The sequence below is a fragment of the Kitasatospora sp. NPDC018058 genome, from assembly GCF_044327205.1.
GTDB lineage: Bacteria > Actinomycetota > Actinomycetes > Streptomycetales > Streptomycetaceae > Kitasatospora.
In genome coordinates this window covers 280101-304397 of record NZ_JBIRFA010000004.1, presented here as the reverse complement: position 1 = coordinate 304397, position 24297 = coordinate 280101, and the positions used below count along the sequence as shown (strand labels likewise).

At 72.4% G+C, this 24297-nt stretch carries 23 protein-coding genes and 1 riboswitch; of the genes, 7 read left to right on the top strand and 16 right to left on the bottom strand.

The window, feature by feature from the left end; translation table 11 throughout:
- Positions 1-16: 16 nt before the first annotated feature.
- From ACH4E7_RS08170 to metF, 8 genes are all read right to left on the bottom strand, one after another.
- Positions 17-724, bottom strand: coding sequence for a vWA domain-containing protein (locus tag ACH4E7_RS08170; protein ID WP_396248167.1), 708 nt, complete (start codon positions 722-724; stop codon positions 17-19).
- 58 nt (positions 725-782) lie between these two features.
- Positions 783-1922 carry a protein kinase gene (locus tag ACH4E7_RS08165; RefSeq protein WP_396248166.1) on the bottom strand — a complete coding sequence of 380 codons (1140 nt, stop codon included), beginning with the start codon at positions 1920-1922 and terminating at the stop codon, positions 783-785.
- Positions 1919-2944 carry a PP2C family protein-serine/threonine phosphatase gene (locus ACH4E7_RS08160; protein ID WP_396248165.1) on the bottom strand — a complete coding sequence of 342 codons (1026 nt, stop codon included), beginning with the start codon at positions 2942-2944 and terminating at the stop codon, positions 1919-1921. The genes ACH4E7_RS08165 and ACH4E7_RS08160 overlap by 4 nt, the downstream gene beginning before the upstream one ends.
- A 71-nt stretch (positions 2945-3015) precedes the next feature.
- Complete coding sequence (locus ACH4E7_RS08155) at positions 3016-4179, bottom strand: hypothetical protein (protein ID WP_396248164.1); 1164 nt, start codon at positions 4177-4179, stop codon at positions 3016-3018.
- Between the two features lie 40 nt (positions 4180-4219).
- The gene (locus ACH4E7_RS08150) at positions 4220-6487 is read right to left on the bottom strand and encodes a hypothetical protein (RefSeq protein WP_396248163.1); all 2268 of its coding nucleotides are present in this window, start codon (positions 6485-6487) and stop codon (positions 4220-4222) included.
- 55 nt (positions 6488-6542) lie between these two features.
- The gene (locus tag ACH4E7_RS08145) at positions 6543-6938 is read right to left on the bottom strand and encodes a hypothetical protein (RefSeq protein ID WP_396248162.1); all 396 of its coding nucleotides are present in this window, start codon (positions 6936-6938) and stop codon (positions 6543-6545) included.
- 117 nt (positions 6939-7055) lie between these two features.
- Positions 7056-7928: a hypothetical protein gene (locus tag ACH4E7_RS08140; RefSeq protein WP_396248161.1), complete on the bottom strand. Its 873-nt coding sequence runs from the start codon at positions 7926-7928 to the stop codon at positions 7056-7058.
- A 187-nt stretch (positions 7929-8115) separates the two neighbouring features.
- Complete coding sequence (gene metF, locus ACH4E7_RS08135; RefSeq protein WP_396248160.1) at positions 8116-9030, bottom strand: methylenetetrahydrofolate reductase [NAD(P)H]; 915 nt, start codon at positions 9028-9030, stop codon at positions 8116-8118.
- A gap of 174 nt (positions 9031-9204) precedes the next feature.
- Here metF and ACH4E7_RS08130 point away from each other — a divergent pair, with 174 nt between their 5' ends.
- Positions 9205-10311: a polyprenyl synthetase family protein gene (locus ACH4E7_RS08130; RefSeq protein ID WP_396248159.1), complete on the top strand. Its 1107-nt coding sequence runs from the start codon at positions 9205-9207 to the stop codon at positions 10309-10311.
- Positions 10312-10336: 25 nt separating this feature from the next.
- Here the strand turns inward: ACH4E7_RS08130 and thiE are convergent, their stop codons facing one another.
- Genes thiE through ACH4E7_RS08115 form a run of 3 tightly spaced genes read right to left on the bottom strand, consistent with a single transcriptional unit; the run spans position 10337 to position 12585 of the window.
- Complete coding sequence (gene thiE, locus ACH4E7_RS08125; protein WP_396248158.1) at positions 10337-10987, bottom strand: thiamine phosphate synthase; 651 nt, start codon at positions 10985-10987, stop codon at positions 10337-10339.
- Positions 10984-11349 (bottom strand): Rv2175c family DNA-binding protein, encoded by a 366-nt coding sequence (locus ACH4E7_RS08120; protein ID WP_396248157.1) that lies wholly within the window; start codon positions 11347-11349, stop codon positions 10984-10986. The genes thiE and ACH4E7_RS08120 overlap by 4 nt, the downstream gene beginning before the upstream one ends.
- Before the next feature lie 33 nt (positions 11350-11382).
- Positions 11383-12585 (bottom strand): NAD(P)/FAD-dependent oxidoreductase, encoded by a 1203-nt coding sequence (locus ACH4E7_RS08115; RefSeq protein WP_396248155.1) that lies wholly within the window; start codon positions 12583-12585, stop codon positions 11383-11385.
- A 123-nt stretch (positions 12586-12708) separates the two neighbouring features.
- Positions 12709-12821, top strand: a riboswitch (TPP riboswitch).
- Between the two features lie 3 nt (positions 12822-12824).
- Here ACH4E7_RS08115 and thiO point away from each other — a divergent pair.
- The 4 genes from thiO (at position 12825) to pknB (ending at position 16876) form a co-directional block, all read left to right on the top strand.
- Entirely contained in the window at positions 12825-14000 is a 1176-nt protein-coding gene (gene thiO / locus ACH4E7_RS08110) for a glycine oxidase ThiO (protein WP_396248153.1), read from the top strand.
- Positions 13997-14206: a sulfur carrier protein ThiS gene (gene thiS, locus ACH4E7_RS08105; RefSeq protein WP_396248152.1), complete on the top strand. Its 210-nt coding sequence runs from the start codon at positions 13997-13999 to the stop codon at positions 14204-14206. Before thiO ends, thiS begins: the two co-directional genes overlap by 4 nt.
- Positions 14207-14209: 3 nt before the next feature.
- The gene (locus ACH4E7_RS08100) at positions 14210-15007 is read left to right on the top strand and encodes a thiazole synthase (RefSeq protein WP_396248151.1); all 798 of its coding nucleotides are present in this window, start codon (positions 14210-14212) and stop codon (positions 15005-15007) included.
- Positions 15008-15094: 87 nt separating this feature from the next.
- A complete protein-coding gene (gene pknB / locus ACH4E7_RS08095; RefSeq protein ID WP_396248233.1) occupies positions 15095-16876 on the top strand; it encodes a Stk1 family PASTA domain-containing Ser/Thr kinase in 1782 nt (593 codons plus the stop codon).
- Positions 16877-16903: 27 nt separating this feature from the next.
- Here the strand turns inward: pknB and ACH4E7_RS08090 are convergent, their stop codons facing one another.
- Positions 16904-17533: a sulfite oxidase-like oxidoreductase gene (locus ACH4E7_RS08090; RefSeq protein WP_355673363.1), complete on the bottom strand. Its 630-nt coding sequence runs from the start codon at positions 17531-17533 to the stop codon at positions 16904-16906.
- Positions 17534-17764: 231 nt separating this feature from the next.
- Between ACH4E7_RS08090 and bfr the strand changes: the two genes are divergently transcribed.
- Positions 17765-18244: a bacterioferritin gene (gene bfr / locus ACH4E7_RS08085; protein WP_396248150.1), complete on the top strand. Its 480-nt coding sequence runs from the start codon at positions 17765-17767 to the stop codon at positions 18242-18244.
- A gap of 20 nt (positions 18245-18264) precedes the next feature.
- Here the strand turns inward: bfr and ACH4E7_RS08080 are convergent, their stop codons facing one another.
- Together ACH4E7_RS08080 and ACH4E7_RS08075 are read right to left on the bottom strand one after the other, a co-directional pair.
- Positions 18265-18567 carry a bacterioferritin-associated ferredoxin gene (locus tag ACH4E7_RS08080; protein ID WP_396248149.1) on the bottom strand — a complete coding sequence of 101 codons (303 nt, stop codon included), beginning with the start codon at positions 18565-18567 and terminating at the stop codon, positions 18265-18267.
- A 160-nt stretch (positions 18568-18727) separates the two neighbouring features.
- On the bottom strand, positions 18728-20077 hold the full coding sequence (locus ACH4E7_RS08075) for a class II 3-deoxy-7-phosphoheptulonate synthase (protein ID WP_396248148.1): 1350 nt from the start codon (positions 20075-20077) through the stop codon (positions 18728-18730).
- Between the two features lie 302 nt (positions 20078-20379).
- Between ACH4E7_RS08075 and ACH4E7_RS08070 the strand changes: the two genes are divergently transcribed.
- Complete coding sequence (locus tag ACH4E7_RS08070; RefSeq protein WP_396248147.1) at positions 20380-22338, top strand: anthranilate synthase family protein; 1959 nt, start codon at positions 20380-20382, stop codon at positions 22336-22338.
- 42 nt (positions 22339-22380) lie between these two features.
- On the opposite strand, the gene ACH4E7_RS08065 is transcribed toward ACH4E7_RS08070, so the two are convergent.
- Both ACH4E7_RS08065 and macS read right to left on the bottom strand, forming a co-directional pair.
- A complete protein-coding gene (locus ACH4E7_RS08065; RefSeq protein ID WP_355673359.1) occupies positions 22381-23061 on the bottom strand; it encodes a response regulator transcription factor in 681 nt (226 codons plus the stop codon).
- Positions 23039-24271, bottom strand: coding sequence for a MacS family sensor histidine kinase (gene macS, locus ACH4E7_RS08060; RefSeq protein ID WP_396248146.1), 1233 nt, complete (start codon positions 24269-24271; stop codon positions 23039-23041). Before macS ends, ACH4E7_RS08065 begins: the two co-directional genes overlap by 23 nt.
- Between the last annotated feature and the right edge of the window lie 26 nt (positions 24272-24297).

Here is a 24297-nt window from a genome sequence, read left to right as displayed (position 1 = left end):
TGATCCCACCGCGTGATCAGAGGCTGTTGGCGATCGTGTCGATGATCTCGTCCATCTCGAATTCCTGGAGGCCGTCGCCCGCCTTCGACGGGAAGTGCAGCGTGAGGTCCCAGTCCTCGGCGATCCCGGTCCAGGGCTGCTGGTCGGGGGCGAACAGCACGAGGCGTTTCGCCGACTGCTCCATGACCGCCGCCTGGCTCCGGGCGTACCCCCACTGTTCGAAGAGGTCGTCCATGCTGCGCGGGATCGACTGCGGGTACCCGGGCACCGCCGTGTGGGAGCTGCCCAGCGGGTGGGCCGGGGCGTCGGTGAACATCACGATCACGTGTCGGCGCCTGTCCAGCCCGGTCTCCCAAGGGGCACCGACGGCGAGCGCCAGGGCCTCCAGCGCGGACTCCGGGATGTCGCCGCCGCCGGCGGCCTCCAGTCCCTTCAGAAAGCCCTCGAACTCATGGGCCTGGTCCGGCAGTTGGATGAAGTCCGTCGCTTCGAGGGCGTCATCGGCCCGGTCACCGAAGTCCCGGAAGGCGATGGTCTTGATCCTCAGCTGGCTAATCGACTTGCCCTTCGCGGCCATCACGGACTCCAGCCGCTGGTGGAAGGAGAGCGCACTGGCCTTCACGGATTCGAGGACCGGGCCCATGCTGGCCGTGGCGTCGATGCACAGCACGATGTCAACGGCGTACTGCAGGTTGCCCTGGTAGGGCGTCTGGGCAGAGCTCATGGGGTTCTCCTGTCGGGTGGTGATGGGACGATCGGTGCCGACGACGGCCGACCGGCGGTTACGTGCGGCGGTCGCCGAGGTTGATCCGAACTCTCGAGACCCTGGGCGGCGTCTCCGCCGTCGGGGTGTCGGACGAAGTGGGAGTCGCGCTTTCCGGCCCGGTGGCGGCGCTGCTGCGCGGGCCTCCGCCGAGGTTCATCCGCAGCCTGCTCACCCGGGCCCCGGCGCCCCCTGGCGAGGCCGGGCCCGGGACAGTGGGCGCCGGGGCGGCGGCCGACGGCTTCGTCGTCCCCGGCCGGGGGTGCCGCAAGGCGCAGGCCTCGGGGTCCTTGAGCGCCGCGAGGAAGGCGGCGATCCTCGGGCGGCTCTCCGGCGCCCGCGCGGTCAGGGCCGTGATCAGGCCCTTGACGGTGGGGGAAAGCCTCGGATCGAGGCGGAGCTCCTCCCCCGCGTTAACCGCGTCCGCCGGAGACCCGTAACGGGCGTCGTGGCCGGGCAGCGCGCCGGTCAGGTAGTAGTGCGCCATGAGCCCGAGGGCGAACATGTCCGCCGCGGTGGTGAGCATCCGGGCGTCGACCGTCGGATCCTCCTGCACGTAGCGGCGCCACTCCGGGGCCCCGTAGAGCGAGTCGCCGGCGATGTCGTGCGGGCCCGGAGGGCTGCCCGAGAGGTACGAGTCGTCGAAGTCGATCAGCTTCGCGATGTGGAGGGAGTTGCCCTTGTTCTCCTGCACCAGCACGTTGGCGGGTTTCAGATCGCCGTGCACGATGCCGATGCCGTGCAGGAGCTGGAGGCTCACGGCGAGCGTGCGCAGCAGCACCGACTTCTGCCGGGGTTCCAGCACCTGGGGACGTTCCAGGGTGGAGGTGTCGATCCGCGCGGTGACCTTGTAGTAGGTGCTGCCGTCGGCGAAGAAGTCCTCGGCCAGCACGAGGTTCCCGCCACCCCGCATGTCCGGGGTCAGACGCGACATCACACCACGGTGCCGGGCCTCGAACTCCTGGCACACCTCCTGCCGGATGCGCTTGCCGCGCTCGTTGCCCGGCGAGTCCGGCCTCGGGCGCTTCGGCTCCAAGAACTGTTTGATGAAATACGGCCGTCCGTCCTTCTCGGCGAACGCCCAGACGCACTTCCCACCGTTGTTGTTGGTCGGCGCGGTTGTGATCCGGTAGCCGTTGATCTCCTCGCCCAGCTTCATTCGCCGACCTCCCCCACTGCGGGCATGTGCCGTTCGTACTCGGTCCGGTAGCTGAGCCAGTCCTGCTCGCGCCAGTGCCGCAGGGACTCCTCGTCGGAGCCGTCCGGCACTCCCCGATAGCGCCTTTGGCTCCTCCGGTAGCGGTCCATGAACAGCTCGCAGAGTTCGCGGAAGTCGGAGAATCCGATCGTCACCAGGGCGAGCGATGCGTCATCGGCCGTGTACTGCTGGACCTTGCGGCTCAGCCGGGCGGCCCAGTCGGCCTCGTCCGAGGAATTCTGCAAGGACTCCAGCAACAGGTATTCGAAGTCCCCCGGAGTCCGTACGTATCCGAAGAACCCGTCGGTCGCGCAGAGCAGTACGCCCTGTCCGTTCAGCAGGACGCCATGCTGGTCGATCGTGAACGGCCGGTCGGCGCAGATCATGTTGGTCATCGGTGGGTCCTGGGTGAGCTGGACCAAGGCATCCGTTTCGTCGGTGTGGTCACGGGTGAGCACCTGGAGCCCCTTGCTCGGGGTGAGGACGTACGCCCGGGAGTCACCGGCCCACAGCGTGTGCACCGCCGTGTGCGCGTCTTCGACGCGGTACCAGATCGCCGCCATCGTGGTGGGAAGCTGCCGACGCATGGTGCCGACCACCTTGCTGCGGACGTCGGGGCGAGCCGCGTCGAGGACTTTCCGCAACCGGTGTTCGAGGGTCCGGGGCTCCGGTGGCCGACCCTGCTCGACGCAGTCGCGGAACCACTGTTCCACGGCCAGCCGGGCCACCCTGGATCCGGTCCAGGCCCCGCTCCGGGCGAGGCCCCGGCCGTTGATCCAGCTCGGGGCCGACCCGGCACCTCCCGCGCCGTCGAACACCGCCACCAGACCCGTCCGGCTCAGAAGGTGGTGCAGGACCAGCGGATCCGCGTCCTCGCCGGCTCCCGCCGTGCTCTCGGTCCACACGCTGAGCGCGCTGAGCCCGGCCTGGGAGGCAGGCCGGACGGCGTGCGTCACCGCCGTCGTCGGTGCGTCCGAAGGCATCGCCGGACCGGGGGGCACGGAGGGGACCGGCGGCGCGGACGGAACCGGTGGTACGGCCTGGGGCGGTGTGGTCACCGGCTGCCTCCCTCAGTCGGGCGCATCCGCTGGACGCCCCGGACCCGGCTCTCCCTCGGCTGCTCGGCCTCGCCCGCAGGAGCAGCGGTGCGGCGGTCCGGCCCCGGGCCGGGACCCGGCCGGTGTGCTCCGTACCCGCCGTCCGCACCGGTAGACGCCTTGTCGAGCGGCACCTTGTCGGCCAACGGCTCATCGTCCGGAGGGCTGGCGATCGACGGCGAGACGACCTCCCCGTGCAGGACCGTGGCCGGTCGCTCCTCGGCCCATCCGCTCGGCCGGGCCTCGACCGCCCGGTCCGCCGCGCCGCCGCCGCGGACCCGGCTGGCCCGGGTGCCGCCGAACGGAGCCTCACTGCCGCCCAACAGCCGCCCCAGCACCATCCGCTCGGTGTTGGCGACTTCGAATGGCTCCCGGTCGGCGTCGCCGCGCTCCATGACGAGCTTGAAGGTGCGCATCAGCTCCTCGCGCTCCTCGGCCTCCGCCTTCGCGATGAGTTCCTGCGCCGCCCGTGGGCCTTCCCGCTCCATGATCTCCGCGATCAGCCCCTCGAAGCCGTCGGCCCGGAGCATGTCGAGGTGCCGCTGCCGCCGCATGCCGGCGAGCCGGCTCTCGCGCACCACGTCCCGGTACGTCCGGCCGCTGGTCGCCACCTCATCCTCGTCGACCAGGAGTTCGACGTGGATGTTCCGCAGCTGGACGGCGCTGTCTCCGGAGAAGTCGCGGACCCTCCGGTTCAGCGCCGCCTCGGCCTCGTGGAACTCCGCGATGTCGTAGTCCCTGGAGACCGCACGCAACATGCGCCGCATGTGATCGAACAGGGCGTCGCTCATGTCCCGGATGCCCCGCGCCACCACCTTCGCCGGGTCGACCACCGCACAGACCAGCGCCACCTCGCTCCGGAACGCGAACGTGGGATCCCGGCTGAGCAGCGGAATGCTCAGGACGAGGCGGTGCTCGGTGGTGTCCACCGTGTACGCGGTCTGGTAGCGGCCGACCCATGCGTCGGAGATCTCCTCGCCCGGACGGACGGTGAGTGCCGGACCGTCATTCGGCACCAGGACGAGGGCCCGGCCCGGTGCCGGCGGCCGAAGCGGGTTCATCAGCCTCAGCCAAGCGAGCCGCTCCTCTGCCAGCACCGGGTCATAGGTCGAACTGTCCATCGAAGGCTCCTTCGACAACGGTCGGGAAAGAACGGCTCGGTCAGCGCGAGGTCGCCGCGACGACGGCCTCGCGCAGCGATACGGCCGCCCGGCACGGGCGTTCGCGGTCCGCCGACCAGACGCCCAGCCAGTACACGAGGCGATCACGGTGCTTGCCCGGCCGGCGGGCGATGCCGATCAGCATCTCCCGCACCGCCGACAGCCGCCGCGGATCCTGCTCGGCGTAGTCCGTCAGCCAGGTGCGGAGGGTGAGAAGAGCCTGCTCCTGGATCGGCTTGCGGGCCAGCGCCCGCGCCCACAACTCCTCCAACGGGGCCCTGAGTTCACCGGCTCTGGTCCACAGGGCCGAGGGGCGGTCCGGCTCCCCGGCCGTGGCCGGGTGGGTCCGTTCGGCGCTGAACAGGAACACCGACAGCGACTTGGCGACCATCGGCGAGAGGTCCTGGGCCTTCGACCATTCCAGCAGCGCCGCCAGCACCGCGTCGGCCCGCCCCTGATCGTTCAGTCGGACGATGCTCCACGCCACCGGAACCAGGTTGCCCCAGTCGTCCTTCCAGGCAAGGGCGGTGCACAGGACGGCCAGCGCGCGGTCCGGCGCGTCACGGCCGAGCAGGCCGCCGACCGCCGTGGCGGCGGTCTTCGCCTGGCGCCGAGCGGCCGCCGACGTCCCCTCGACAGCCCACCGGTCGAGCCTCGTCCAGACCGCCTCGGCCAGCTCGGGCCGCCCACCGACGACGCCGAGCGCCGTGGCGGCGGCCTGCCGTACCGGCCAGACCGTGCTGCTGGACCAGGACGAGAGGTACCGGTGCAGAGCGTGCTCGTGATCGCTCCAGGCCATCACGCCCGCGGCGACGGCGGCGCGGGCCCGGACCTCGACATCGCTGTGGACCAGCAGCCTGCGTAGCCATGCCAGCAGCTCGTTCCGCATTCCGTCCAGGTACGACCACGCGTGAGCCAGGACGGCCTGCCGGACCAGCGGGCTCCGGAAGCTGACCTGCGGCGGTCCGAACGGCCGCGACGCCCTGCCCTCCACGGACCCGCTCACCGTGATCCACGGCTGGTCGTATCCCAGCCTGTCCTGGTAGCGCAGCCCCTTCAGCGTGTACGGGTCCCGGACCAGTGCCGTGTGCAGCTGGATCGCGGCGTCGGACACGGTCAGATAGCTGGACTCCTCCAGCACCGCGGCGGCGACGGCGAAGCACAGCGCCTCAAGGTCCTCGTGGCGGCTGAACCACTGCCGGACCTGCTCGCTCGGATCACGCAGCACTGCGACGTGCTCCGCCAGATCACGGCTCGCCCGAACGGTCCGGGCCAGAGCCACGGCGATCGCGGGTTCGGGCTGCTCGCGCAGCGCCTCGGCGGCGCCTGACCTCACCAGCCGCTCCCGGAGCTCCCTCCGCTCCCCCTCATCCGGTGTCGGCCCCAGAGCATGGCGTTCCAGCACCTCGGTGGCGTTGACCGTGCCGAGGTCCGGGAACACGTACGGGGTGCGGTCCGCGGCCCAGGCAAGCGCCCCGCGGGGCGGGCCGGTAATCACGACCATGAAACTGTTCCCGGCCTTGAGCGTCGACGCGGCGGCGGCCAGCCATCCGGATTCGACGGCGTCGTAGACCGTGCCGCCGCGGGCCGAGCGGTCGTCCAACTCGACCAGGTAGCCGGCGTTTTTGTGGGGCGGCGCCCAAGTGGCGCTCAGCACGGCGGACGGATCGGTCGACCGGTAGCAGCTGCCGCCGTCCGCCGCCCCCGCGTCGATCAGCGCCTCCACCAACAGGTTGACCGCGGCCGCTGCCCGGCCGGTCCCCGGTGGCTGGGCGAGCACGATCAGATGGCACTCCTGCAGCAGCTCCAGCGCGGACTTGTAGCCACGCGGCCAGACATAGCACGCGAGATGGCTGTTCTGCTCGTCCGGCTCGATCCGCACCAGGGAACCGTCCGGGGACGCCGACGCGCCGGCGCGCTCAGCGGTGCGGCCATGGGCATTGAAGCCGCCCCCGAAGCTGACCGTGTCCTGGAACAGGGCGAGCGTGCCGATGCGCAGCCCGGAGGGGTCGTCCCGCAGGCGGTGGGCGATCAGGTCCGCGATCTGCGCCGCCCGCGCGGTGTCCGCCCACTCCTGCGGATCGTCGGCGCCCTTGCTGAGCGCCACCAGGGCGGCCGCCTCGTTCAGCGGCCCCTCGCCCTCCTCGGCCGTCCCCGAAGGCGCTGGCTCCTTCTCGGCAACCGCGTCACCCGGCGATTCGGAACGGTCCCCCATTGCAGGGTCGGCGCTGCCGCGCTCGGCGTGGGACGCCGTCGCTTCGTCACTCAACGTCTGGATCTTTCACACGGGCCTGGTGGCCGCCCTGGGGCAGCCCCGGCAGCGGTCAGGAGAAGTTGAGGTCGCCCGCGACCTCAACCTTCCCGTGGTTCACCTGGACGTTTTTGATGACCGCTGCATTGACCCCGCCCACTCCGCCAGCCGACCGCACCGATTCGTCCACGAGCCGACGGACCTCTTGCGCGAACTCGGAGTCCTGGAGCATGTACTCGCGCAGTACCCGGTGCAGCTCACCTACCGCGGCCTCGTCGTCCGGGCTGTCACACGCCCGGGCCAGCGCGCCCTCGGCCTCGTGGTTGCCCGCGAACCGGTGCCGGATGCGCTCCGCCAGACGGGAGGCCACCGTCCACGAGGACCGGCCGGCCTCCTCGCCCACGGACTGGAGTGCCGCAGTCGCGGCGAGCGTGGCGCCCGCCAACGCCGCGGTGCTGATCGGATCCATGACATGTGCCCCCGAGGAAAGGCGCCGTTTCCCTGGCTGCTCTCAGCCTCCGGCGCAGGTACGCGCACAGAGTATTGGGTCAGCAGGGGCACTGGGGGCGGTTTGGGGAAATTCCACTCAGCCGTGTGACGGCCAGGTGTTCTGCTGCTGGTAGCCGTAGCCGCTCTGGTCGTACATCGGCTGCTGCGGGATGCCCTGGCCAAGGTGGTCTGGATGGGCCTGGTCGGGCTGGGGCTGCCACTGCTGCTGGGCGTTCGGGTCCCAGGCCTGCTGCTGGTGCTGTTGCTGCTGGTGGCCCGCGTACGGGTCCTGCGCCTGCTGGTAGCCGCCGTACGGGTCCTGCTGCTGGGGGTAGCCGCCGTAGCCCTGCTGGTCGTAGGCGTAGGCGGGCTGCTGCTGGGTCTGCCACTGCTGCTGGTCGTAGCCGGACTGGTAGGCCGCGGCGTACGGGTCCTGGGTCTGCGGCTGGGCCTGCTGCTGGTCGTAGTACGAGGGGGCGTAGACGCCGTCCTGGGCCAGTTCCTGCATCTCGAAGGCGGCGGTCTGCTCGACCTCCGGGACCTCCTCGGCGGCCGGCTCCGGGACCGGGAGCGGGACCGGGGTCTCCTCGACCGCGCTGACCTCGCCGACCCGCTCCTCGGTCGCCGCGACGGCCGCGACCGTGGCCGCGCCGCCGGTCAGGGCGCCGAGCAGCGGCACCTTGGTGAGCGGGCCGGGCAGGCCGCCGTCGGCCTTCCGCAGGGACCAGCCGTTCTGACGGCCGCGCTTGACCGAGAGGGTGACGAAAGCCTGGCCCACCGCGAACAGCCCGGCCCCGGCGCCGATCACCACGACCGAGCCGAGGGCCATCCCGGCGGCGACGCCGAGGAAGCCCACCAGGGCGAGCACCCGCCAGTACAGCGGCGCCCGGTTCTGCAACAGCACCTCGGCGATCAGCCAGAGCGCCACCACCGCCAACGCGACGTACAGCAGCAGGAATCCGATGCCCATCCGCGCGCTACCTCCAGTCGCGTGCCCGCGCGCGCCGCGCGTGTGCGGCGACTGTACCCGCTCAACGGCCGGGGTACCGCATCGCGTTCCCGCCGTCGACGGCACCGGCCGCACACGACCGAGCCCGCCACCGTCGATGCGGTGACGGGCTCGTGAACGCTCGCCCGGGAACGCGCCCGATCGGCTCCTAGCGCTGGTGCAGCCCCAGGTTCTGGTAGATCTCCAGCGTCGCCGTGGAGTGGTTGAGCGTGATGAAGTGCAGGCCGGGCGCGCCCTCGGCGAGCAGGCGCTCGGCCATCGCGGTGGCGTGCTCCATGCCGATCGCCCGCAGCGCCGCCGGGTCGTCGACGGCCGCCCGCAGCCGGGCCTCCAGCTCCGCGGGGAAGGCCGAACCGCTGAGCTGCGGGAAGCGCTCCAGCTGCTTGGCGTTGGTCACCGGCATGATCTCCGGGATGATCGGCGTCTCGCAGCCCGCGGCGGTGACCCGGTCGCGGAACTGCAGGTAGTCGTCCACCTCGAAGAACATCTGGGTGATCGAGTAGTCCGCGCCGGAGCGGACCTTCGTCACGAAGTGCCGGATGTCGTCGTCCCAGTTGTCCGAGCGCGGGTGCATGTTCGGCGAGGCCGCGACGCCGACGCAGAAGTCGCCGATGCCCTTGATCAGCTCCACCAGCTCGTACGCGTAGGTGACGCCCTCCGGGTGGCTGACCCACTCGCCCATCGGGTCGCCGGGCGGGTCGCCCCGGACCGCGAGGATGTTGCGCACCCCCTGGTCGGCGTACTGGCCGATGATGTTGCGCAGTTCGGCGACCGAGTGGTCCACCGCGGTCAGGTGGGCGACCGGGGTGAGCGTGGTCTCGGTGGCGATCCGGCCGACCATGTTGACGGTGCGCTCGCGCGAGGAGCCGCCGGCGCCGTACGTCATGCAGACGAAGTTGGGGTCCAGCGGTTCGAGCCGACGGATGGCGTCCCAGAGCTTCTGCTCGCCGACCTCACTGCGCGGCGGCATGAACTCGAAGGAGAAGGAGCGCTTTCCGGCCGCCAGGAGCTCGCGGACCGTCTGTGCGCGGTCCGATCTCGTGGAAGCGATGCCGAGTGCCATGCTGGCAGGTTATCGGGCCTTCGAAGGGGCCCGACAACTCGATCCCACGATTCGGGACAAGTGGTGGACCGTGTTTCGCTTCTGCCCGGACACCCCCGCAGGCCTGCTCGCACGCCCGTTCCCAGCTCCCCCGCTACGCTTGCTGCACCCCCAGCGAACCAGCGGAGCAGCATCGTGACCTCGTCCAGCAACCGGCCGGCCAACCCCATTGACGTGGAGGACGTCCGCGCGCGCGTCAACGCCGCCCTCACCGCGTTCATGGACGGCCAGTCCGCGTTGCTCGGCAAGATCTCACCCCAGCTGGTGCCCGCCGCCGACGCGCTGCGCGACTTCCTGCTGGACGGCGGCAAGCGGCTACGCCCGGCCTTCTGCTACTGGGGCTGGCGCGGCGCCGGCGGCCCGGCCGCGATCGAGGGCATCGCCAACGCGGCGGCCGCGCTGGAGCTGCTGCAGGCCAGCGCGCTGGTGCACGACGACCTGATGGACCGCAGCGACACCCGCCGCGGCCTGCCCTCGATCCACCGCCGCTTCGAGGCCCTGCACCGGGACAGCGGCTGGCGCGGCGACCGCGAGCAGTACGGCGCCTCGGCCGCGGTGCTGCTCGGCGACCTGCTGCTGATCTGGTGCGACGAGCTGTTCCTGCGCTCGGGCCTGGACCCGGCCGCCGTGCTGGCCGCCAAGCCGGTGTTCGACCTGATGCGCACCGAGGTCATGGTCGGCCAGTACCTGGACGTGCTGGAGCCGGTGGCCGGCGACTCCGCCGACGAGGGCGCGCTGGACCGGGCGCAGACCGTCCTGCACTACAAGTCGGCGAAGTACACGATCGAGCGACCGCTGCAGGTCGGCGCCCTGCTCGCCGGGGCCGGGCCGGAGCTGGTCGAGGCCCTCGGGGCGTTCGGGCTGCCGCTGGGCGAGGCCTTCCAGCTGCGGGACGACCTGCTCGGCGTCTTCGGGGACCCGGCCGTCACCGGCAAGCCGGCCGGGGACGACCTGCGCGAGGGCAAGCGCACCCTGCTGGTCGCGCACGCGATGCGCGCCCTGCCGGCCGCCGACGCCCGGCACCTGGACGCCCGGCTCGGCGCGCCGGACCTGGCCGCCGAGGAGGTCGCCGAACTGCGCGAGCTGGTCGCCCGCAGCGGCGCGTCCGAGCTGGTGGAGCACCGGATCGAGGAGCTGATGCGGCAGTCGCTGGCCGCGCTGGAGACGGCGCCGCTCGCCGACGAGCGGGCCCGTACGGTGCTGCTGGCGCTGGCCGAGGCCGCCACCGTCCGCAAGTACTGAGGGACGGGGGCGGCCCCGGAACGGGTCAGCGCGCCGCGCGCACCCGACGGGACAGCTCGGCGGCGGCCGCCCGCGGGTCGTCCGCCGCCGTGATGGCCCGGACCACGACGATCCGGCGGGCCCCGACGGCCAGCACCTCGTCCAGGTTGCCCAGGTCGATCCCGCCGATGGCGAACCACGGCCGGTCGGTGGGCTGCTTCGCCGCGTACGAGACCAGGCCGAGGCCCGGCGCCGGGCGGCCCGGCTTGGTCGGGGTCGGCCAGACCGGGCCGGTGCAGAAGTAGTCCACGCCCGGCTCGGCGATCGCCGCGTCCACCTCGGACTCGGCGTGGCAGGACCGTCCGATCAGCACGTCCTCACCGAGGATCGCCCGGGCGGCCGGCACCGGAAGGTCGTCCTGGCCGAGGTGCAGCACGTCCGGCCGGGCCGCGTGGGCGACGTCGGCGCGGTCGTTGACGGCCAGCAGCTTGCCGTGGCGACGGCAGGCGTCGGCGAAGACCTCCAGGGCCTCCAGCTCCTGCCTGGCCTCCAGGCCCTTGTCGCGGAGCTGGACGATGTCCACCCCGCCGGCCAGCGCCTCGTCCAGGAACTCGGCGAGGTCGCCCTGTTCGCGGCGGGCGTCGGTGCACAGGTAGAGCCGGGCGTCGGCCAGGCGGGACCGCAGGTCGGTCTTCACAGCGCCATGGCCTGGGCGCGGCGCTTGACCTCGGTCGCGCGGTTCTCCCACAGCGCCTGCACCGGGGTGCCTGGCAGCGTCGGGTCCTCGGTGAACATCCACTCGATGATCTCCTCGTCGGAGAACCCGCTGTCCCGCAGGACGGTCAGCAGGCCGACGAGGTGCTTCACCGGGCCGCTCTCGTCGATGAAGGCCGCCGGGACCTGCAGCGACTTGTTGGGACCGCGGCGGACCGCGATCAGGTCACCCTTCTTGACCATATTGCGGACCTCGGTGACCAGTACACCCCACCGCTCGGAGATGTCGGGGAGGTACAGCCACTCGGGGACCAGGGCGTCAGTCTTGGCATCGATCTCACTCACGGCACCAGACTGCCACCTCGACGCCCCCCGGCGCTAAGCGGTGGCCCCCTTCAGCGCGACCGACGGATCCGCCGCGAGGGTCCGGTCCAGCGCCGTCCCGCGCTCGATCAGCCTCCGCCCCTGGGTCAGGTCACGTGGCCGGTCGACCGCCAGCAGCGCGCTCGGCACCCCGTCGCGCAGCCAGAGCACCGACCAGGAGGCGTCCTGCGGGCCGCCGCGCCACAGCAGCTCGTCCCCCTCGGCGTGCCGACCGGCGTACTGGACCATCCGCCCGAACTGCTCGGACCAGAAGTACGGCACCGGGTCGTACGGCGCGTCCGCCCCGAGCACGGCGGCGGCCGCGGCCTCGCCCGACTGCAGCGCGTGGTCCCAGTGCTGGACGGCCAGCCGGACGCCGGAGCGGGCCGACGGGTAGCTGACGCAGTCCCCGGCCGCGAAGACACCGGGCAGGCTGGTGCGCAGCGCCTCGTCCACCACGACCGCGCCGGTCCCGTCCAGCTCGATGCCCGAGCCGGCCAGCCAACCGGTCGCGGGCCGGGCGCCGACGCCGACCACCACCTCGTCGGCGGGCAGGTGCGAACCGTCCGCCAGCAGCACGGCCCCCGGCTCGACGGCGGCCACACCGACCCCGCAGCGCAGCTCGACCCCGGCCTCGGCGTACCAGGCGGCCATCGCCGAGCCGACCTCGGACGGCAGCGCGCCCGGCACCGGCGCCGGGCCGGCCTCGACCACGGTCACCTCGCAGCCTGCCTGCCGCGCGGCGGTGGACACCTCGGCGCCGATCCAGCCCGCGCCGACCAGCACCAGTCGCAGACCCGGGCGCAGCAGCGCGCGCAGCGCCAGTGCGTCGTCCAGGGTGTGCAGCAGGTGCGCGCGCTCGGCGCCGGGCAGGGCGCGCGGGACGGCGCCGGTGGCGATCACCAGCGAGTCGTACGGGAGGTCGCCGCCGTCGGTGTGGAGCACGCCGGGGGTGAGGCCGGTGGCACGGCGGCCGGTGAGCAGTTCGATGCCGAGCTGCCCGTAGTCGATGTCCAGGGTGGTGGCGTCGGCCTTGCCGAGCAGCACGTCCTTGGAGAGCGGCGGCCGGTCGTACGGCGCGTGCGGCTCCTCGCCGACCAGTGTGATCCGCCCCCGCCAGCCGCCCTGCCGCAGCTTCAGGGCGCACTGCGCCCCGGCCAGCCCGGCTCCGACGACGACCACCTGATCCGTTCCGCTCAGCTCTGCCACGCCCGTCACTGTACTCAGCGCCGCGCGGGCATCCGGCGGCCGTCCACCCCGGACCCCGACGGCACGCTCCCCGCTCACCCGTCCCACCCCTCACACGACCCTTCGGCCGGGCCGACCCCCGGCGTTAAGGTGGGTGCACCACACGGGAGCCCGGCGTACCGGGCTGAGAGGCGGGCTGACACGGCCCGCGACCGTCCGAACCTGATCCGGGTCATACCGGCGAAGGGAGAAGAGCAGCTTTGTCACGCTTGCCATCAGGCGCCCACGCCGACGTGCTGGTGATCGGCGGGGGCATCGTCGGCCTCGCCGTCGCATGGCGCGCCGCGCAGCGCGGGCTGCGGAACGTGATCGTGGTCGACCCCTCCCCCGGCCGCGGGGCTGCCGCAGTCGCGGCCGGGATGCTCGCCCCGGTCACCGAGCTGCAGTACGGCGAGGAGCCGCTGCTGCGCCTCGGCATGGCCTCGAACGAGCGGTACGCGGCCTTCGCCGCGGAGCTCACCGAGGCTAGCGGCGGCGAGGACACCGGCTACCGCCGGTGCGGCACGATCGCCGTCGCACTGGACTCCGACGACCGCGAGGAACTGCGCGAACTGCACGCCTTCCACCAGCGGCTCGGCCTGGAGTCGAGCTGGCTGACCGGTCGGGAGGCCCGCAGGCTGGAGCCGATGCTGGCCCCCGGCGTGCGCGGCGGCCTGCACGTCGCGAACGACCACCAGGTGGATCCCCGGCGGCTGCTCACCGCACTGCTGCTGGCCGGTGAGCGCGCGGGCGTCGTCGGTCGGCGCGCCGAGGCCGTCGAGCTGCTGGTCGAGGACGGCCGCGCGGTCGGCGCCCGGCTCGGCACCGGGGAGACGGTGACCGCCGATCAGATCGTGCTCGCCGCGGGACCGCACAGCCACCGGCTGCCCGGCCTGCCCGAGGGCGTGCTGCCCGCGATCCGCCCGGTGAAGGGGCAGGTGTTGCGACTCCGGATCCCCGACGCCTACCGGCCGTTCCTCTCCCGCAACGTCCGCGCGGTGGTGCGCGGCCGGCACCTGTACCTGGTGCCGCGCGAGAACGGTGAGCTGGTGATCGGCGCGACCACCGAGGAGCAGGGCTACGACACCACCGTCACCGCCGGCGGGGTGTACGAACTCCTGCGCGATGCCCACGAGTTGGTTCCGGGCATCACCGAACTTCCGCTCGTGGAGACCGCCGCCGGACTGCGCCCCGGCTCACCGGACAACGCCCCGCTGCTCGGCCCGACCCCGCTGCCCGGACTGGTCGCGGCCACCGGCCACTACCGCAACGGCGTGCTGCTCACCCCGGTGACCGCCGACCTGGTCGCCGAGTATCTGGCCACCGGAGAAGTCCCGGACCTCGCAAGGCCGTTCACACCCACCCGGTTCTCCCCCGACCACTCCACCACGAAGGCCTCCGCATGACCGAGATCGCCCTGACCGTCAACGGCGAGCCCTGCCGGCTGCCCGCCGCCACGACCCTCGCCGAGGTGGTGGCCACCGTCAGCAAGGCCAACACCGGAGTCGCCGCCGCCCTCAACGAGGCCGTGGTGCCCCGCAGTTCGTGGTCCGAGACGCCACTGAACACCGGCGACCGGGTCGAGATCCTCACCGCCGTCCAGGGAGGCTGAGCCATGGCCGACGACCTTCTCACCATCGCCGGGACGACCTTCTCCTCCCGATTGATCATGGGCACCGGCGGCGCGCCCAGCCTGGAGATCCTGGAGCGCGCGCTGCTCGCCTCCGGCACCGAGCTGACCACGGTGGCCATGCGCCGGGTCGACGCCACCACCCAGGGCTCCGTGCTGGACGTGCTGACCCGCAACGGCATCCGGGTGCTGCCCAACACGGCCGGCTGCTTCACCGCCGGCGAGGCGGTGCTGACCGCCCGACTGGCCCGCGAGGCGCTCGGCACCGACTGGGTGAAGCTGGAGGTGATCGCCGACGAGCGCACCCTGCTGCCCGACCCGATCGAGCTGCTGGACGCCGCCGAGACCCTGGTCGACGACGGCTTCACCGTGCTCCCGTACACCAACGACGACCCGGTGCTGGCCCGCAAGCTGGAGGACGTCGGCTGTGCGGCGATCATGCCGCTGGGCTCGCCGATCGGCTCCGGCCTGGGCATCCGCAACCCGCACAACTTCCAGCTCATCGTGGAGAGCGCGGGCGTCCCGGTGATCCTGGACGCGGGCGCCGGCACCGCCTCCGACGTCGCGCTGGCGATGGAGCTGGGCTGCTCGGCGGTGATGCTCGCCTCCGCGGTGACCCGGGCTCAGGAGCCGGTGCTGATGGCCGAGGCGATGCGGCACGCCGCCGAGGCCGGCCGGCTCGCCCACCGGGCCGGCCGCATCCCGCGCCGCTTCCACGCCGAGGCCTCCTCCGCGATGGCCGGCCTCGCCGACCTCGACACCCGCGAGCGTCCGGCGTTCTGAGGCCGTCACGCATGTCACAAGCCGGTCCCGGAGACGGCGTCCTCCGGGACCGGCGTCCACTCGCCCCACTAGACTCGCCGGGTGGACATGGCCTTGCACGACCCCCTGATCGGTACCCTGCTCGACACCAGGTACCGGGTCGAGCAGCGCATCGCGACCGGCGGGATGTCCACCGTCTACAAGGGCACCGACACCCGGCTGGACCGGGTGGTCGCCCTCAAGGTGATGCACCCCCAGCTCGCCGGGGACGAGGGCTTCACCGCCCGCTTCATCCGCGAGGCCAAGGCGGTCGCCAAGCTCACCCACCCCAATGTGGTCAACGTCTTCGACCAGGGCGCGGACGGCGGAAACGTTTTCCTCGCCATGGAGTACGTCCCCGGCCGCACCCTGCGCGACCTGCTGCGCGACCGCGGCGCCCTGTCGGTGCGGGCCGCGCTGGACGTCCTGGAGCCGGTGCTCGCCGCCCTCGGTGCCGCCCACCGGGCCGGGCTGGTCCACCGGGACGTCAAGCCGGAGAACGTGCTGATCACCGAGAGCGGCCTGGTCAAGGTCGCCGACTTCGGCCTGGTCCGGGTGCTCGGCAGCGCCGACGGCGCGCCCACCTCGACCAGCACCGCCACCGGCGGCACCGTGATGGGCACCGTCTCCTACCTGGCCCCGGAGCAGATCCTCCCGGACGCCCCCACCGACCAGCGGGTGGACGTCTACGCGGCGGGCATCCTGCTGTACGAGATGCTCACCGGCCGCCGCCCGCACACCGGCGACAACCCCGTCCAGGTGATGTACAAGCACCTGCACGAGGACGTCCCCGCCCCCTCGCTGGTGGCCCCCGCCGTCGCCCCGGCGCTGGACGCCATCGTGGCCGGCGCCTGCGCCCGGGCCGCCGACGCCCGCCCGTACGACGCGGTCGAGCTGCTCGCCGCCCTCCAACGGGTCCGCCGCACCCTCACCCCGGAGGAGCTGGACGCCGAACCGCCCGCCTCCACCCGGCCCAGCCCGCGCTACCCGACCAGCGAACCGACCTCGGTGATCCAGCCACTGCCCCGGCCCGCCGACACCCCGCCGCCGCCGGAGCGCACCAGCGTGCTGGACGTGCCGGCGGACCTGATGGACCAGCTGCTGGTCGAGCCGCGCCCGTACGACGAGCCGACCCCGGTCCGGCCCCGCCGGCCGAGCCGGCTGCGCCGCCTCCCGCGCAAGCCGATGATCTGGGCCGCCGCGCTGACCGCCCTGGTGCTGGCGGTCGGCGGCGTCACCTACGGGATCTCCGAGGGGCTGTACGGCTCGGTGCCGGGCATGCTCGGCAAGGACCGGGGCGAGGCCCAGCGCCTCCTGGACAAGGAGGGCATGCACGGCAAGTTCGTCGAGGTGTACAGCGAGTCCGCCCCGGCCGGGCAGGTGATCTCCACCGACCCCGGGGTGGGCGCGCGCACCCGCAAGAGCGACTCGGTGACGGTCACCGTCTCCAAGGGCCCCAAGCGGATCGCGGTGCCGGACGTCACCGGCAGGAGCGCGGACGACGCGGCCGCCGCGCTGGCCGCCGCCCAGCTGACCGAGGGCACCGTGACACAGACCTACAACGACGGCGTGCCGGAGGGCTCGGTGATCAGCAGCTCGCCGGCGGCCGGGCAGCTGCTGCAGCAGAACGCCGCGGTCTCGCTGGTGGTCAGCAAGGGCATGGTGCCGGTCCCGGACGTCACCGGGATGAGCCGGGACGACGCGCAGAAGGCACTGCAGGCGGCGGGCTTCACCATGAAGGCCTCCACCGACTGGACCCTCGGCATCGGCAAGGTGGGCGGCCAGTCCCCGGCGGCGGGCGAGCGGCGCCCGCAGAAGACCGTGGTGACGGTCGCCTTCTCCCTCTTCTGAGCGAGTTCCTCCGGACGGCGTCGCGCCTCAGCGCAGCGGCCCGTCGCCCGGCTCCTCCTGGTAGGAGTAGCGCTGCTCGCGCCACGGATCGGCCAGGTTGTGGTAGCCGCGCTCCTCCCAGAAGCCGCGCCGGTCGGCCCGCATGTACTCCACCGCGCGCACCCACTTGGGCCCCTTCCAGGCGTAGAGCCGCGGAACCACCAGCCGGACCGGGAAGCCGTGCTCGGCGGTGAGCGCCTCGCCGTTGCGGTGGGTGGCGAGCAGGGTGTGCTCGTCGGCGAAGTCGGCCAGCCGCAGGTTGGCGCTGTAGCCGTACTCGGCCCAGACCATGACGTGAGTGACGCCGGGCGCCGGGGGCACCAGGTCGAGCAGGGTGGCGGCGGGCACGCCCGTCCACTCGTTGCCGAGCAGCGAGAACTTGGTGACGCAGTGCAGGTCCGCGACCACGGTGGTGCGCGGCAGGGCGTTGAAGGCCTCGAAGTCCCAGCTGTGCTTCTCCGCCGAGGCGGTGGCGCCGAACACCTGGAGGTCCCAGGTCGGGGGCTTGAAGCGGGGCACCGGCCCGTAGTGCAGGGCGGGCCAGCCGCGCTGCGCGCGCTGCCCCGGGGGGAGCCTCGGGTCAGACGGCGGAAGCTGTTCTTGTTCGGACTGACCCATGGCTCCATGGTGACAGACGGCGGCCGAGCCACGGCGCGCGCCCCTTCACGCGCGGTTCACGCCCCGCCCGCACGGGCCAGCGGTCGATCGCACACCCCTTGGGTTCACTCAGAATCGGACATTCCGACACATGTCCTAGTGAGTGTGAACTTACTGGAATTTCCTCCCAATACGGTGCCAGGATGCGCAGCGCAGGACTCACCGCAGGACGTAGCGCAGGGAGGCAGCATCATGCAGGGCGACCCGGAGGTCATCGAGTTCCTCAACGAGCAGCTCACGGCCGAGCTCACCGCGATCAACCAGTACTTCCTGCACGCCAAGATGCAGGAGAACTTCGGCTGGACGAAGCTCGCCGAGTACACCCGACACGAGTCGTTCGACGAGATGAAGCACGCCGAGACGCTCACCGACCGGATCCTTTTCCTGGACGGGCTGCCCAACTACCAGCGGCTGTTCCACGTCCGGATCGGCCAGACGGTCAAGGAGATGTTCGAGGCGGACCGCCAGATCGAGGTCGAGGCGATCGACCGGCTCAAGCGCGGGATCCTGGTGATGCGGGCCAAGAACGACGTCACCTCGGCGAACATCTTCGAGTCCATCCTGGCGGACGAGGAGCACCACATCGACTACCTCGACACCCAGCTGGAACTCCTGGACAAGCTCGGCGAGGCGCTCTACATCGCCCAGGTGATCGAGCAGCCGGAGTCCTGAACCCGCCCCCGACTACCGACTCAGGCCACCCGCAGCGGGACCACCGGGGCGATCGGCGCCATCGGTGCCGAGGCCGGAGCGGCGGGGGCGGCCGGAGCGCCCTGGACCCCCGGGTCCGCGAGGCCGAGCTTCGCGGCCAGTCGGGCGGTCGGGCAGGGCCGGGCGCCGTGCTCGCCGAGCAGCGCCTGGATCCGGCGGACGCAGGACCCGCAGTCCGTGCCGGCCTTGCAGCCCTTGGCTATCTGGCGCGGGGTGCCGGCGCCCTCGTCGATCGCCTTCTTCACCTGGTCCTCGGTGACCGCATGGCACATACACACGTACATCGCGGTCTCTCCCGGGGTGAAGCGCACAGAATGGATCTTGACTAAGGTTCGCCTTAGTTCACTAAGCCTCACCTTACCTGGCGATGCGGGCGTGAAAAAGCCCCTCCGGGCTCGGGAATCCCGAATCCGGAGGGGCCTTCGTCACAGTCACTCGCCCGACCTACTGGCCGCGGTACATCTCCGCCACCAGGAACGCCAGGTCCAGCGACTGGCTGCGGTTGAGCCGCGGGTCGCAGGCCGTCTCGTAGCGCTGGTGCAGGTCGTCCACCAGGACCTCGTCACCGCCGCCGACGCACTCGGTGACGTCGTCGCCGGTCAGCTCCACGTGGATGCCGCCCGGGTGGGTGCCGAGCGCGCGGTGCACCTCGAAGAAGCCCTTGACCTCGTCCAGCACGTCGTCGAAGCGGCGGGTCTTGTGACCGCTGGACGCCTCGAAGGTGTTGCCGTGCATCGGGTCGCAGATCCACACCGGCTTGGCACCGGAGGCGGTGACCTTGTCCACCAGGGTGGGCAGGTGGTCGCGGATCTTGCCCGCACCCATCCGGGTGATGAAGGTGAGGCGGCCGGGCTCGCGCTCCGGGTCCAGCTTCTCGATCAGGGTGAGCGCCTCGTCCACCGAGGTGGTCGGGCCGAGCTTGACCCCGATCGGGTTGCGGATCTTGGAGGCGAACTCGATGTGCGCGTGGTCCAGCTGGCGGGTGCGCTCACCGATCCACACCATGTGGCCGGAGACGTCGTACAGGTCGCCGGTACGCGAGTCCACGCGGGTCAGCGCGGTCTCGTAGTCGAGGATCAGCGCCTCGTGCGAGGAGTAGAACTCGACGGTCTTGAACTCCTCCGGCGCCACACCACAGGCGTTCATGAACGCCAGGGCGTTGTCGATCTCCCGGGCGAGCTGCTCGTAGCGCTGACCGGCCGGCGAGTTGCGCACGAAGTCCTGGTTCCAGGCGTGCACCTGGCGCAGGTCGGCGTAACCACCGGTGGTGAAGGCGCGCACCAGGTTGAGCGTCGCCGCGGAGGCGTTGTACATCCGCTTCAGGCGCTCCGGGTCCGGGATGCGGGACTCGGGGGTGAACTCGAAGCCGTTCACCGAGTCGCCGCGGTAGACCGGCAGGGTCACGCCGTCACGGGTCTCGGTGGACTTGGAGCGCGGCTTGGAGTACTGGCCGGCGATCCGGCCGACCTTCACGACCGGAACCGAGGCCGCGTACGTCAGCACGGCGGCCATCTGCAGCAGGGTCTTCAGCTTGTTGCGGATGTGCTCCGCCGAAACGCCGTCGAAGGCCTCGGCGCAGTCGCCGCCCTGGAGGAGGAACGCCTCCCCGCGCGCCACGGCACCGAGCCGGGCGCGCAGCTGGTCACACTCGCCGGCGAAGACGAGGGGCGGATAGGAGGAGAGCTCAGCAAGGGTCTTGCGCAGAGCCTCGTGGTCCGGCCATTCAGGCTGCTGCGCCGCGGGCAGGGACTGCCAGGAGTGGCCAGTCCTAGATGTCTCAGTCGATGCGGTCACACCGCCAAGGCTACGGGGTGGCGCGAGCGATCCGTGACCATTGCCCGAGGGGTGAGACACGTCTCGGACAAAGCCGTGTGCGGCGTCACCCGGTCGGCAGCATCCGATACGCTCGACCCATGCACGCGCCCCACACCCATTCCTGGTGGTGGGCCTCCCCCATGGGTGGCCCGCAGATCGCGCGTTCCTAGACGAACACGACGGCCGCCCCTCGGGGCGGCCGTCGGCGTCCGAGCAGACGGCCCTCCGGGAGCGGAACCCAGCACCGCCCTCGCCATTCCTCCCGGAAGGAAGCCGTACTCGTGACCACCCCCGCCGAGCTGCTCGCCCGCCTCACCGCCCCCGGCGCCCCCGCCTTCGCCCTGCTGCACCGCCGCACCCCCCGACACGCCCCGGACACCGTCGAGGTGCTGCTGGGCACCGTCGGCAGCTACGACCGCCTCGCCGACCTGCCGGTCCGCAGCGGCGTCCCGTCGGCCGGCCCGGTCCACGACCTGCTCGCGCTCGTCCCGTACCGGCAGATCCGCGAACGCGGCTTCGAGGCGCACGACGACGGCACCCCGCTGCAGGCCCTCGCGGTGACCGAGCAGTACGCCCTGCCGCTGGCCGACTTCACCGCCGCCCTGCCGCACCTGCCGGTGTCGCTGACCGGCGGTGCCTTCGACGTCGACGACGCCCGGTACGCGTCGATCGTCCGCCGGGTGATCGAGGACGAGATCGGCAACGGCGAGGGCGCCAACTTCGTGATCCGGCGCGACTTCCACGCCACGCTGGAGAACTTCTCGTCCGAGCTGGCGCTCTCCCTGTTCCGGCGGCTGCTGGAGCAGGAGCGCGGCGCCTATTGGACCTTCCTCGTCCACACCGGGGAACGCCTTGCCGGAGGCGAGCCCGGTCGCTGCCTGGTCGGCGCCTCCCCGGAGGTGCACGTCCGGCAGAGCGGCGGCACCGTCGTGATGAACCCGATCTCCGGTACCTACCGCTATCCGGCCGGCGGCGCCGACCTCGACTCGCTGCTCCGATTCCTGCACGACCCCAAGGAGTCGGAGGAGTTGACCATGGTGGTCGACGAAGAGCTCAAGATGATGTGCACGGTCGGCGACCTCGGCGGCCAGGTGCTCGGGCCCCGGCTCAAGGAGATGTCCCACCTCGCCCACACCGAGTACGAGCTGCGCGGGCAGACCTCCCTGGACGTCCGCGAGGTGCTGCGCGAGACGATGTTCGCCGCCACCGTGACCGGCAGCCCGGTGCAGAACGCCACCCGGGTGATCAAGCGCTACGAGCCCACCGGGCGCGGCTACTACTCCGGCGCGCTCGCCCTGATCGGCCGTTCCGCGAGCGGCGGGCAACTGCTGGACTCGCCGATCTGCATCCGCACCGCCGACATCGACCCGACCACCGGGCAGCTGGTCGTCCGGGTCGGCGCCACCCTGGTCCGGCACTCCGTCCCGGAGTCCGAGGTGGCCGAGACCCACGCCAAGGCCGCCGGGGTGCTCACCGCGATCGGCGCCCGACCCGCCCCCGCCCGGCTGCCCGGCCCCACCGGGCCCCGGCTCGCCGACGACCACCGGGTGCAGGCCGCGCTCGACTCCCGCCGGGCCGACCTCGCCCCGTTCTGGCTGCGGATGCAGTCGCCGTCCGAGGTCACCGAGACCGAACCGACCCTGGTCGTGGACGGCGAGGACACCTTCACCTCGATGCTCGCCCACCTGCTGACCTCGCTCGGCCACCGGGTCACCGTGGTCCGCTACGACGAGCCGGGCCTGCGCGAGCTGGTCGCTGCGCACCCCGGCCCGCTGGTGCTCGGCCCCGGCCCGGGCGACCCGGCGCTCACCGACGACCCCAAGATGGCGGTGCTGCGCCCGATCGTCGCGGACGCCCTGGCCGCCGTCCGCTCCGGCACCCGGACCGCGCCGCTGCTCGCGGTCTGCCTCAGCCACCAGCTGCTCTCCGCCGAACTCGGGCTCACGCTCGGCCGCAAGGCCGTCCCGTACCAGGGCGCGCAGGAGAGCATCGACCTGTTCGGTGGCAGGCGGACGGTCGGCTTCTACAACACCTTCACCGCGCGCTGCTCGGACGCCGACGCGGCCCGACTGGCCGCCGAAGGCGTCGAGGTCGCCCGGGACGCCGTCACCGGAGACGTCCACGCCCTGCGCGGCCCCGGCTTCGTCGGCCTGCAGTTCCACCCGGAGTCGGTGCTCACCCGGGACGGCGTGGACATCGTGGCGGCCCTGCTGAAGCAGGCGACGACCGTACGGCGCTGAGGAGTCGGGCGGGTCCCGGGCGGCCCGCGCCCGGGACCCGCCTCACAGCTCCTCGTCCAGCCCCTGCTCGATCGCGTACCGGACCAGCTCCACCCGGTTGTGCAACTGCAGCTTCCCCAGCGTGTTCTGCACGTGGTTCTGCACCGTACGGTGCGACAGCACCAGCCGGTCGGCGATCTGCCGGTAGGACAGACCCTTCGCCACCAGCCGCAGCACCTCGGTCTCCCGGGCGGTCAGCTGGGGGACGGCCGGCGCCGAGGCCGGGGCCGGCTCCGCGGCCAGCCGACGGAACTCGCCGAGCACCAGCCCGGCCAGGCCCGGGGTGAACACCGCGTCGCCGACGGCCGTCCGGCGCACCGCGTCCAGCAGTTCGTCCCGCCCGGCCGACTTCACCAGGTACCCGGTGGCGCCGGACTTCACGGCCTCCAGCACGTCCTGGTGCTCACCGCTGGCCGACAGCACCAGCACCCGCACCGCCGGGTCGTGCGCGACCACCTGGCGGCACACCTCGACGCCGGGCAGGCTCGGCAGGTTGAGGTCCAGCACGACGACCTGCGGTGAGCAGGCGCGGGCGCGGCGCACGGCCTCCTCGCCGTCGCCCGCCGTGGCCACCACGTCCAGCCCGGCCTCGGCCAGGTCGCGCGAGACGGCGTCCCGCCACATCGGGTGGTCGTCCACCACCATCACCCGCACCGGCCGGTCAGTCGTCGGCTGATCGGTCATCAGAACCCTTCCTCGGGACGCGCAGTTCGACCTCGACGCCCTCCCCGGGCGCCGAGTACAGCTCGGCCGTGCCGCCGAGGTCCAGCAGCCGGCCGCGGATGGACTGGGAGACGCCGAGCCGCCCGGCCCGCTCCGCCTCGCCGAGCCGCCCGGGGGCGAAGCCCGGCCCGTCGTCGCGGATGCTGACGGTGACGGCCTCCGGCTCGTCCTCCACCAGGATCCAGGCCCGGGCCCGCTCCCCCGCGTGCTTGCGCACGTTGTCCACGGCCGCGCCGACCGCCGCGGCCAGTTCGCCGGCCGCCGGGCCCGGCAGCAGCACCGGGGTGCCGGGGGCGGAGAGCGTGATCCGCTCGTCGGCGTACCGGCGCAGCAGCACGGTGAGATCGCCCGGCTCGTCGGCGGCGGCCTCCGGCAGGTCCACGGCCCGCTGGGCCGGGATCGGGCCGCCGGTCATCAGCGCTCGCAGCGCGCGCTCCTGCTCACCGGCGAGCCGGCCCAGCTCGGCGAAGTCCGCACCGCCGCCGGTGCCCTCGCCCAGCTCCGCACCCCGGCGCTGGACCAGCGCGAGCACCTGCAGCACGCCGTCGTGGATGTCCCGGGAGAGCCGCTCGCGTTCCCGGGTGGCTGCCTCGACCTGGAGCGCCCGGGTCAGGGTGGCCTCGCTGGCGCGGGCCAGCTCGACCACGTACCCGATCGCGATCCCGGCCACCAGCAGCAGCACGATGTTGTGGATGTTGTCACCGGTCGGCCCGCCGTGGCCGAGGATGTTGGCCACGCCGATCACCGAGCCGGCCGCCGCCGCGGGGCGCCAGCCGCCCTTGGCGGCGCAGCCGAGCACCGTTCCCGCCGCCCAGATGGTCGGCAGGGTGGGCGCGCCGTGGCTGATCCGGGCCGGGGCGTCGGTCATCCCGCTCAGCACGATGCCGGTCACGGCCAGGGTGAGGTCGAAGCCCAGCACCAACCAGGTGCAGCGCTGCGGGTTGGCGAAGGCCCGGGTGCTGGCGAGCGTCCACAGGATGAGCGCGCCGAGGAAGATCCAGCCGGCGACCGGGTGCAGGAAGTGCAGGTAGGAGTTGACGTACCGCAGCAGCGCGTAGCACAGGGCCAGCACCCGGAAGTAGGAGATGGCCTTCCACAGCGGGAGTTCGACGGACATCCCGCCGGCCGCCACGGTGCCGCCGACCGTGCCGGCTCTCGCGCCCTCCGCCATCCCCCAGCCCCTCCCCTGGACCCGGC

Coding starts and splice junctions, on each gene's coding strand:
- ACH4E7_RS08170 (WP_396248167.1), bottom strand. CDS start 724: ATGAGCTCTGCCCAGACGCCCTACCAGGGCAACCTGCAGTACGCCGTT.
- ACH4E7_RS08165 (WP_396248166.1), bottom strand. CDS start 1,922: ATGAAGCTGGGCGAGGAGATCAACGGCTACCGGATCACAACCGCGCCG.
- ACH4E7_RS08160 (WP_396248165.1), bottom strand. CDS start 2,944: ATGCCTTCGGACGCACCGACGACGGCGGTGACGCACGCCGTCCGGCCT.
- ACH4E7_RS08155 (WP_396248164.1), bottom strand. CDS start 4,179: ATGGACAGTTCGACCTATGACCCGGTGCTGGCAGAGGAGCGGCTCGCT.
- ACH4E7_RS08145 (WP_396248162.1), bottom strand. CDS start 6,938: ATGGATCCGATCAGCACCGCGGCGTTGGCGGGCGCCACGCTCGCCGCG.
- ACH4E7_RS08140 (WP_396248161.1), bottom strand. CDS start 7,928: ATGGGCATCGGATTCCTGCTGCTGTACGTCGCGTTGGCGGTGGTGGCG.
- metF (WP_396248160.1), bottom strand. CDS start 9,030: ATGGCACTCGGCATCGCTTCCACGAGATCGGACCGCGCACAGACGGTC.
- thiS (WP_396248152.1), top strand. CDS start 13,997: ATGACCGAGATCGCCCTGACCGTCAACGGCGAGCCCTGCCGGCTGCCC.
- ACH4E7_RS08100 (WP_396248151.1), top strand. CDS start 14,210: ATGGCCGACGACCTTCTCACCATCGCCGGGACGACCTTCTCCTCCCGA.
- pknB (WP_396248233.1), top strand. CDS start 15,095: ATGGCCTTGCACGACCCCCTGATCGGTACCCTGCTCGACACCAGGTAC.
- ACH4E7_RS08090 (WP_355673363.1), bottom strand. CDS start 17,533: ATGGGTCAGTCCGAACAAGAACAGCTTCCGCCGTCTGACCCGAGGCTC.
- bfr (WP_396248150.1), top strand. CDS start 17,765: ATGCAGGGCGACCCGGAGGTCATCGAGTTCCTCAACGAGCAGCTCACG.
- ACH4E7_RS08080 (WP_396248149.1), bottom strand. CDS start 18,567: ATGTACGTGTGTATGTGCCATGCGGTCACCGAGGACCAGGTGAAGAAG.
- ACH4E7_RS08065 (WP_355673359.1), bottom strand. CDS start 23,061: ATGACCGATCAGCCGACGACTGACCGGCCGGTGCGGGTGATGGTGGTG.
- macS (WP_396248146.1), bottom strand. CDS start 24,271: ATGGCGGAGGGCGCGAGAGCCGGCACGGTCGGCGGCACCGTGGCGGCC.